The organism is Actinoplanes awajinensis subsp. mycoplanecinus, from assembly GCF_001509495.1.
In the GTDB taxonomy this organism is placed as follows: domain Bacteria; phylum Actinomycetota; class Actinomycetes; order Mycobacteriales; family Micromonosporaceae; genus Actinoplanes; species Actinoplanes palleronii.
Genome location: NZ_LLZH01000006.1, coordinates 26239 through 33800 on the forward strand (window position 1 = coordinate 26239; position 7562 = coordinate 33800).

General features: G+C 69.8%; 6 protein-coding genes. 3 read left to right on the forward strand and 3 right to left on the reverse strand.

Features of this window, described 5'->3' with window-relative positions:
• Positions 1–13 precede the first annotated feature (13 nt).
• Genes idi through ADL15_RS02565 form a run of 3 tightly spaced genes read right to left on the reverse strand, consistent with a single transcriptional unit; the run spans position 14 to position 3160 of the window.
• On the reverse strand, positions 14–559 hold the full coding sequence (idi, locus tag ADL15_RS02555; protein ID WP_067684729.1) for an isopentenyl-diphosphate Delta-isomerase: 546 nt from the start codon (positions 557–559) through the stop codon (positions 14–16).
• The gene (crtI, locus tag ADL15_RS02560) at positions 556–2037 is read right to left on the reverse strand and encodes a phytoene desaturase family protein (protein ID WP_067684731.1); all 1482 of its coding nucleotides are present in this window, start codon (positions 2035–2037) and stop codon (positions 556–558) included. The genes idi and crtI overlap by 4 nt, the downstream gene beginning before the upstream one ends.
• Before the next feature lie 49 nt (positions 2038–2086).
• A complete protein-coding gene (locus ADL15_RS02565; RefSeq protein ID WP_067684733.1) occupies positions 2087–3160 on the reverse strand; it encodes a polyprenyl synthetase family protein in 1074 nt (357 codons plus the stop codon).
• A 68-nt stretch (positions 3161–3228) separates the two neighbouring features.
• Between ADL15_RS02565 and ADL15_RS02570 the strand changes: the two genes are divergently transcribed.
• The 3 genes from ADL15_RS02570 (at position 3229) to ADL15_RS02580 (ending at position 7111) form a co-directional block, all read left to right on the forward strand.
• On the forward strand, positions 3229–4116 hold the full coding sequence (locus ADL15_RS02570) for a phytoene/squalene synthase family protein (RefSeq protein WP_067684735.1): 888 nt from the start codon (positions 3229–3231) through the stop codon (positions 4114–4116).
• Position 4117: 1 nt separating this feature from the next.
• A complete protein-coding gene (locus ADL15_RS02575; RefSeq protein WP_067684736.1) occupies positions 4118–5428 on the forward strand; it encodes a cryptochrome/photolyase family protein in 1311 nt (436 codons plus the stop codon).
• 315 nt (positions 5429–5743) lie between these two features.
• Positions 5744–7111: a dihydrolipoyl dehydrogenase family protein gene (locus tag ADL15_RS02580; protein WP_067684739.1), complete on the forward strand. Its 1368-nt coding sequence runs from the start codon at positions 5744–5746 to the stop codon at positions 7109–7111.
• Positions 7112–7562: the final 451 nt, after the last annotated feature.

A 7562-nucleotide genomic window follows, 5' to 3' on the forward strand; every position in this document is an offset into this window, starting at 1 on the left:
TGGCGAACCACTCTCATCGGCCAACCGATCGCTCCGCGAGAACCTCGAGCACGCCCGGCAACCACGGGGCGTACTTCTCCGGCGCGGCGGAGATCTCAGCGCGCAGCGCCGACGGCGAGACCCAGCGCAGCGTTGCCACCTCGGTCGGGTCCGGCTCGGGCGCGACCCCGTCCGGCAGGTATCCGAGCAGCACGTGGTCGTATTCGTGCTCGACCCGGCCGGTGGCCGGATCCGCAGCCCGGTACGCGTAGACGCCGACCTCGGTCAGCTCGACACCTCGTACCGAAAGCTCTTCTTGAAGACGGCGACCGGCCGCGGTCGTGACCGTCTCGCCCGGCTCGGGATGGCCGCAGCAGGTGTTTCCCCAGCGCAGCGGGAAGCGGGTCTTGACCGCGGCCCGCTGCTGCAGCAGCACCTCGCCCTCGGCGTTCCGCAAGAAGACCGAAAATGCCCGGTGCAGCCGCCCGGGTTCCTGATGCGCGTCGGCGACGGTGGCCGAGCCGAGGGCACGCCCGTCGGCGTCGACGAGTTCGACGAGGTGTTGTTCGCGGGTGCTCATGAGACTCCCCTTGTGATCCGGCTGGCGGCCAGCTTTCCGGAGATGAGCACCATCGGCACGCCGACACCGGGTTGTGTCCCCGAACCGGTGAAGACCACGTTCGGTAGCGTCGGGTGCAGGTTCGACGGCCGGAACGGTCCGGTCTGGGCGAACGTGTGCGCGGCGGCGAACGGCGTGCCGGCGGCCATCCCGTCGTCGGCCCAGTCGGCCGGCGTGATGATCCTTTCGACCTCGACACCGTCCCGGAATCCGATGTATCCGCGCTGTTCCAGCGTGCGCAGCAGCTCGTCGGCGTAGCGCTCGCCCAGCCCGCCGCGCCAGTCCATCGGGCCGGCCTCCAGGTTGGGCGCGGGCGCGAGCACGTAATAGGTCTGCTTGCCGGCCGGGGCGGCCGCCGGATCGGTGCGGGTCGGGTTGGTGACTAGCAGTGACGGGTCACTCATCAGCAGCCCCTTGTTGATCACCTCGTCGAAGGTGCGCTTCCACGTCGTACCGAAATGGATGTTGTGGTGTGCGATCTTGCCGTAGGCCTGGTTCGAGCCGATGTGCAGGACCACGCAGGACGGCGAGTAGCGGAGGCGGCGCTGGCGCCGGGCCGGGAGCAGGTCGCGGTAGGCGATCGGAAGATCAGGATTGAGTACGACGACGTCCGCCGAAATCCGCTCGCCGGCGGCGGTGACCACCCCGGTCGCCCGGCCGTTCTGGGTGATCACCCGCTCGACGGTGGTGTCGTAGCGGAACGTGACGCCGTGTTTCTCGGCCGCCCCGGCCAAGGCCTTCGGCACCGCGTGCATCCCGCCCTTGGGGTAGAACACGCCGACCACCGAGTCGAGGTACGCGATCACCGCGTAGATCGCCAGCGCGTCGTGCGGCGCGAGCCCGGCATACATCGCCTGGAACGAGAAGATCCGCTGGGTCCGCGGATCACGGAAGTAGTCGTTGATCTTCGGCTGGAGCTTGCGGAACGCGCCCATGCCGAGCAGCTTCAGCAGGTTCAGGCTGAGCAGGTCGACCGGGCTGTCCAGGTTCCGGTCGATGAAGTGGTCGCGTTCCAGCTGCCAGAGGTTCCGGGTGAAGTCGACGAACCGCAGGTAGCCGTCGGCCTCCCGGGCGCCGCAGACCCGGGCGATCTCGGCCGCCATCCGGGTGGTGTCGGAGCGCACGTCAAGGGTGGAGCCGTCCGGGTAGTACGCCCGGTACGCCGGATCCACCGGCGTCAGCTCCAGCCAGTCGGAGAGTTTCTCGCCGACCGCCGCGAGCGGCTCCTCGATCAGTTCCGGCATGGTCAGCACGGTCGGCCCGGTGTCGAACTCGAAGCCGTCGACGGAGAGCCGTCCGGCCCGCCCGCCCGGCACCTTCTCCCGTTCCACGACCGTGACCTCGCGCCCGGCCGCGGCCAGGTGCAAGGCACAGGACAGGCCGGCCAGGCCGGCGCCGACTATGACGACGCGATCGGTAGGTCCGCTGACGGTGCGCACGTCGTGACTCCAAAGGGATGAGAAAGAGGGGAACGACGGAGGGGGTTCATCATGCCGGGCGCTGTGTCGCCACGGTGGCCAGCTCGATCAGTTCGCTCCGGGCCTCGCTGTCGATCGGCGCCGAGGCCAGTGCGGTGAGGCCCTCGGTGACCCGAGCCCGGATCATCTCCTCGACCCGGGCCGGCGCGCCGGTCTCCGCGATGATCTGCGCCTTGCGGCCGATCTCGGCGGTGGCCAGCTCGTCGCGTTGGGCCGGGGTGGCCATCCGCTGGGCCAGCATGAGCAGTGCGGTGGGCTTGCCGGTGCTCAGGTCGTCACCGGCCGGCTTCCCGGTGATCGTCGGGTCGCCGAACACGCCGAGCAGGTCGTCCCGCAGCTGGAAGGCCTCGCCGACGGCGATGCCGTAGACCTGGTACGCCTCGGCCACCTCGGCGTCCTCCACCTCGGCGAGCGCCAGCCCGAAGTCGAGCGGCCACTGCACCGTGTAGCTGGCCGTCTTGTGCCGGGCGACCAGCAGGGCCCGCTCCACCGACCAGGACTCCGGATCGGTCTCGCCGAGCACGTCCAGGTACTGCCCGGCGACGGCTTCGATGCGCATCCGGTCGTACCGGGAGCGGACCTCGAGCAGGGTGGCCGGTGGCAGCGGGGTGCGGGCCAGCAGCTGGTCGGCCCAGATCAGGCAGAGGTCGCCGACCAGCACCGCGGCCGACGTGCCGAACCGGGCGCCGTGCCGGGCCCCGAAGATCCGATGGGCGGTGGGCCGGCCGCGCCGGGTGTCCGAGTCGTCCATCAGGTCGTCGTGGACCAGGGCGAACGTGTGCATCAGCTCGAGCGCGCCGAGAGCCGGCAGCAGCGGCTCGGAAGGAGTGCCGGGACGGGCGACGCCGCGCCATCCCCAGTACGCGAACGTCGGCCGCAGCCGCTTCCCACCGGCCATCACCAGGTCGCGAGCGGTGCGCCCGAATCCGCCGAGGGACGGATCGATGGCGTCCAGCGCGGCGATCTGCGGGGCGAGGAAGTCGGCGAGGGTTCCCTCGACGGCGCTGATCAGACCGGTGTGGGAGGCCGGTTGCCGGGGTATCGCCCCAAGACGGCGATTTCCCTCGAGGGTGTCATTGGCCACGCTCAGTACCGTACCCTAACTTTCGGAAGTTGCGTCGATTCGTGCGTCGATTTACCGGGAGGACCGGGATGGATACCGATCTGGCTGCCGCCTATGCGCGCTGCCGTGACCTGCACCGCGAGCACGGACGCACGTATTACCTGGCGACCCGGTTACTACCGGCCTGGAAGCGCCGTCATGTGCACGCTCTGTATGGATTCACCCGGTTCGCCGACGAGATCGTCGACCGGACCGAGCTGCAATCGCCCGCGGCGCGCTCCGCGGAGCTGACCGCCTGGTCCGCCGGGTTCCTGGCCGGCCTGCGGGGGGAGGACGTCGACGACCCGCTGCTCCCGGCCGTCCTGCACACCATCGCCGTCTTCGGGCTGGACCTTGACGATTTCGAGAAGTTCCTGCGCAGCATGGCCATGGACCTGACCGTGACCAGCTACCCGACCTATGCCGACCTGCTCGACTACATGGAAGGCTCGGCCGCGGTGATCGGCACGATGATGCTGCCGATCCTGGGCTCCTCCGACCCGGTGGCCGCCCGCGAACCGGCCCGCCAGCTCGGCTTCGCGTTCCAGCTCACCAACTTCATCCGGGACGTCGCCGAGGACACCGCCCGCGGCCGGATCTACCTGCCGCAGGAGCACCTCGCCGAGTTCGGCGTCACCCCCGAGGAGCTCGCCGCCGGGGTGGCCACCCCGGCGATCCGCGCGCTGATCCGCGCCGAGGTGGGCCGGGCCCGCGTGCACTACGCGGCTGCCGCCCCCGGCATCCCGCTGCTCGAGCCGGCCTCGCAGGCCTGCATGCGCACCGCGTTCCAGCTCTACGGCGGCATCCTCGACGAGATCGAGTCGGCGGGCTACGACGTCTTCGCGCGCCGCGCCACGGTGCCGAACCGCCGGCGGGCCGCGGTCGCGGTCCGCAGCCTGCTCACCCGGCCCGGCACTCCGGTCCGGCTGGCGGCCTGAGGTGGGTACCCGGATCGCGTTGTTCACCCGTGACCTGCGGGTCCACGACAATCCGCTGCTCGTCGGCGCGGATCAGGTGGTGCCGCTCTTCGTGCTCGACCCGAAGCTGAGCGGGATCTCCGCCAACCGGCTGCGGTTCCTCCACCAGAGCCTCGCCGATCTGCGGCAGAACCTCCGGGACCGGGGCGCCGACCTGGTGATCCGGGAGGGCGACCCGGTGGCCGAGACGGCGAGACTGGCCGCGGAGGTGGACGCGTCGTCGGTGATGGTCGCGGGTGACGTGTCCGCTTATGCCCAGCGGCGTGAGGGGCGGCTGCGCGATGAGCGGCTGCCGGTGGAGATCGCGCCGGGCGTGACGGTGCTGCCACCCGGAGCGGTGCGGCCGGGTGGGGGCGGTGCGTCGTACCGGGTCTTCACGCCGTACTTCAAATCCTGGGAACGTGCCGCATGGCGCGCATCGGTCGTCAGCCCGCGCACGATCGCGATGCCGTCCGGTGTCGCGCCGGGCCGCCTGCCCTCGCTGCCCGCCGGCGAGTCACCCGATGCGATCCCCGGCGGCGAGACCGAGGGCCGCCGCCGGCTCCGCGCTTGGCAGGGACAGATTTCACGGTACGACGATGATCACGACGATATGGCCGCCGACAACACCAGCCGGTTGAGTGCCTACCTGCGCTTCGGCTGTCTCTCCCCGCTCGAAGTGGCACTCGCCGCGAAGGCCGACGACTCACCCGGCGCGCAGGCCTTCCTGCGTCAACTCTGCTGGCGGGACTTCTACTACCAGGTCACCGCGGCCTTCCCGACCCTCTCCACCGAGCCGATGCGCGCGAAGGCCGACACCGAGTGGCGGTACGACGAGGACGGCCTCCAGCACTGGCGGGACGGGACGACAGGTGTCCCGATCGTCGACGCCGGGATGCGCCAGCTGCGCGCCGAGGGCTGGATGCACAACCGCGCCCGGCTGATCACCGCGTCGTTCCTGACCAAGCACTTGGGCATCGACTGGCGTCCCGGCGTGCAGTGGTTCTTCCGCTGGCTGCTCGACGGGGACGTGCCGAACAACTCCGGCAACTGGCAGTGGACCGCCGGAACCGGGAACGACACCCGGCCGTTCCGCAAGTTCAACCCGATTCGCCAAGCTCAGCGTTTCGATGCGGAGGGCGTGTACGTTCGGCGCTACGTACCGGAACTGAAGGACATCGACGGGGCAGCCGTGCACCAGCCCTGGCGACTACCCGATTCGGTGCGCCGCGGCCTCGACTATCCCGGACCGTTGGAGTCACATCGGGACGAGGCGGTCTGGCTGCGGGACTGAGCTCCGCCGGGCTCGCCGGGTGTGTTGTTCCGCCTGGCCGGCCCGGTGGTGATGATGTGAGGTCCACCGGTTTGGTTGCGTCCGTCAAAACGTCTCACCGGTGGACCTCGCGTCGCTTACCCAGGACGGAGCTGCCCGAATCCGGTTTGGGAACGCTCCCGTTCCACGAGCGGACGGCCATGGGATGAGCGCCAGCCAACGCTCGTCTCATGGCCGTCCGTTACTCGGTGTTTCCGCTTCCGCGTAGGTTCAGAATCGGTTCCGCCGGAACGCACATGAGAGAACGGCTCGCGCTGTTTCTGCTTAGCTGGGCGCATGTCTGAAGCGCGGCAAGTGGACGTGGTGGTCGTCGGCCTCGGTGTCGGCGGCGAGGAGGTCGCCGGCCGTCTGGCCGCAGCCGGCCTGAACGTGATCGGCGTCGAGAACCGGCTGGTCGGCGGCGAGTGTCCGTACTGGGGCTGCATCCCCACCAAGATCATGGTCCGGGCCGGGAACGCGCTGGCCGAAGCGCGCCGGATCCCCGGCCTCGCCGGGAAGTCGACGGTCGAGCCGGACTGGGCCCCGGTCGCGAAGCGGATCCGGGACGAGGCCACCGACGACTGGAACGACAAGGTCGCGGTGGACCGGTTCACCGGCAAGGGCGGGACGTTCGTCCGGGGCACGGCGAGCATCACCGCTCCCGGCCGCATCCGGGTCGGGGATCAGGAGTACGCCGCTACGCGCGGCATCGTCATCGCCACCGGGACGGTCGCGGTGGTCCCGCCGATCGAGGGACTTTCCGGTACGCCGTACTGGACGAACCGGGAGGCCGTCGAAGCGGCCACACTCCCCGAGTCGATGCTGGTGCTGGGTGGCGGGGCGATCGGGTGCGAGCTGGCCCAGGCGTACGCGAGGTTCGGCGTCGCGGTGACCGTGATCGAGGGTTCGACGCGGGTGCTCGCGATGGAGGAGCCGGAATCCTCCGAGGTGGCCGCGGCCGCCCTGGCCGCCGACGGGGTGCGCGTGGTCACCGGGGTTCGCGCCCAGAAGGTGGCGCACGACGGCTCGTTCCAGGTGACGCTCTCCGACGGCAGCGTGCTGACCGGGGAGAAACTGCTCGTCGCCACCGGCCGGGCGGCCCGGCTCGGCGAGCTCGGCCTGGAGCACGCCGGCCTCGACCCGGCGGCCCGCTTCCTGACCACCGACGAGTGGATGCGCGCCGGCGAGAAGGTGTGGGCGGTCGGTGACGTCACCGGCAACGGCGCGTTCACCCACATGGCGATGTACGAGGCGGATGTCGCGGTGCGCGACATCCTCGGCCAGGGCGGGCCGGCCGCGGACTACCGGGCCCGGCCGCGGGTCACGTTCCTGGACCCGGAGATCGGCGCGGTCGGGATGACCGAGCAACAGGCCCGGGACGCGGGACTGAACGTGCGGGTCGGATACGTGCCGTTGAACCAGACCTCCCGGGGGTTCATCCACGGGCCGGGCAACGAGGGGTTCCTCAAGCTGATCGCGGACGCCGACCGGGGAGTGCTGGTCGGCGGCACGACAGCGGGGCAGTCAGGCGGCGAGATGATCGGGGCGGTGTCGGTCGCGGTGCACGCGGAGGTGCCGATCTCGACCCTGCTCAGCCAGATCTGGGCCTACCCGACGTTCCACCGGGGGCTCGGGGACGCGATGAAGGCCCTCGTCGCCTCCTGAGGCGGGGTTCGGTGAGGTGCCGCCTTCGGGCGGCGCCTCCTTCATCTTTCCGATTTCCCTGCGCTGACCTGGGGAGACGCGGGACACTAGACCCCGATTTGGAGGAGCTGGAAACCAGCGGGTAATGTTTTGCGAGCCGGTAGGGAAACGGGCGAGGCAAGCGGGTAGAACCGCTAGCGGCCGTCCTACCAAATCCTCTGATCTTGGGACCGTGGTTCGCTGCGGGCCCAGTACGAGGGTGCGTACCAGGTCAGAACGGTAGCAACCGGGATTAACCGGTTGACAACGCCACGAAGACCTAGTAATGTTGAACGAGTGCCCCGGGGAACGGGCCGCGAGAGCGGAACGGTTCAAGGTGTGCGGTTGTTCTTTGAGAACTCAACAGGGTGCTTGATAAGCCAGTGCCAATAATGGCATTACCTCGGCCTGTCCTTTTGGGGATGGGTGGAGA

Excerpts from the sequence above, each read along its gene's own strand:
- idi (WP_067684729.1), bottom strand. The coding sequence starts at position 559 with ATGAGCACCCGCGAACAACACCTCGTCGAACTCGTCGACGCCGACGGG.
- ADL15_RS02570 (WP_067684735.1), top strand. The coding sequence starts at position 3,229 with ATGGATACCGATCTGGCTGCCGCCTATGCGCGCTGCCGTGACCTGCAC.
- ADL15_RS02580 (WP_067684739.1), top strand. The coding sequence starts at position 5,744 with ATGTCTGAAGCGCGGCAAGTGGACGTGGTGGTCGTCGGCCTCGGTGTC.